The sequence below is a fragment of the Amycolatopsis vastitatis genome, assembly GCF_002234595.1.
Taxonomy (GTDB): Bacteria; Actinomycetota; Actinomycetes; order Mycobacteriales; family Pseudonocardiaceae; genus Amycolatopsis; species Amycolatopsis vastitatis.
The window spans coordinates 1-1,405 of sequence record NZ_NMUL01000117.1; the positions used below are offsets into that span (position 1 = coordinate 1).

The 1,405-nt window shown below is 64.1% G+C and carries 1 protein-coding gene; it reads left to right on the forward strand.

Annotated features, from left to right (window positions below; all coding sequences use genetic code 11):
• The first annotated feature begins 51 nt into the window (after positions 1-51).
• Positions 52-1,367 (forward strand): IS3 family transposase gene (locus CF165_RS49665; protein ID WP_439098564.1). Its coding sequence is split into 2 segments (ribosomal slippage): positions 52-339 and positions 342-1,367, totalling 1,314 coding nucleotides; the frame shifts between segments, so codons are not numbered across the junction.
• The last annotated feature ends 38 nt before the right edge of the window (positions 1,368-1,405 follow it).

Sequence of the window (1,405 nt, forward strand, 5' to 3'; positions counted from 1 at the left end):
TGATGCGCCCCGGGTTCTGTGCAGGCTCTGATCTCAGGGAGGATGCAGAGCATGCCGGCACCGAAGAAGTACAGCGACGAGCTGCGTGAGCGGGCGACCCGGATGGCGTTGGACGCGATCGCGGCCGAGGGTCAGCGGATGGCGGCGATCCGCCGGGTCGCGGGCCAGTTGGACGTGCACCCGGAGGCGTTGCGGACGTGGGTCAAGCGGGCCGAGATCGACGCCGGCACGGCACCCGGCCGCACCAGCGATGATGCGGCACGGATCGCCGAGCTGGAACGCGAGGTGCGTGAGTTGCGGCGGGCAAATGAGATCCTGAAGACGGCCTCGGCGTTTTTCGCCGCCGCGGAGCTCGACCGCAAAATCAAGTAGCGTCTGACGATTCCACGCCTAGGCGGGAGGTTCCGCTCGCGGTGGTCGTCGACTATATCGACGGCCACCGCGAGCGGGTTGTCGAGGGGAAGAAGCTCGGGGTCGAGTCGATCTGCGCAGTCTTGAACGATGCGGATGTGCGGATCGCCCCGAGAACCTTCTGGGCGGCCAAGAAGCGCACGCCGTCGAAACGTGCCGTGCGGGACGCCGAACTGCTCGCTGAGATCGAGCGTGTGTTCCGCGAGAATTACGGTGTTTACGGAGCGCGGAAAGTGCATGCGCAACTCAACCGTGAGGGAATCCGCGTGGCTCGCTGCACGGTCGAGCGGCTGATGCGCCAGAAGGGCCTGCAGGGACTACGGCGAGGCAGGCGGCCCAGGACCACCATCGCTGCCGCCTCGCCTTCGCCGGCGGACCTGGTCGACCGCCGCTTCACTGCCGACCAGCCGAACCAGCTCTGGGTAGCGGACATCACCTATATCCGGACGTTTTCGGGATGGGTGTATGCCGCGTTCGTCATCGATGTGTTCTCGAGAATGGTCGTGGGCTGGCAGGTGTCGACCTCGTTGCACACGAATCTCGCCCTCGACGCGCTGGAGATGGGGATCTGGGCCCGGCAACGAGCCGGACAAGACGTGACCGGACTTGTCCATCATTCCGACCGCGGAGTTCAATATCGAGCCATTCGTTATACCGAGCGTTTGGTGGAAGCGGCAGTGGTCGCCTCGGTCGGTTCGTGCGGAGATTCCTACGATAACGCGATGGCTGAGGCATTCAATTCGCTGTTCAAAGGAGAGTTGATCCATAACCCTGTTGCCTGTGGCCGCGGTTGGCAATCAGTTCGTGATGTCGAGATCGCCGTCGCCGAATACGTCGACTGGTACAACCATCGCCGCGTCCACGGCGAGCTCGGACAGTGCACTCCAGCCCAGGTCGAAGCCGACCACCAAGCGTCACGTTACGATCAACCCTTCGAGCCTGCCCGGGCTCGGTGACAGACAACGAGACCTGCACCAGACCCGGGGCGCATCAA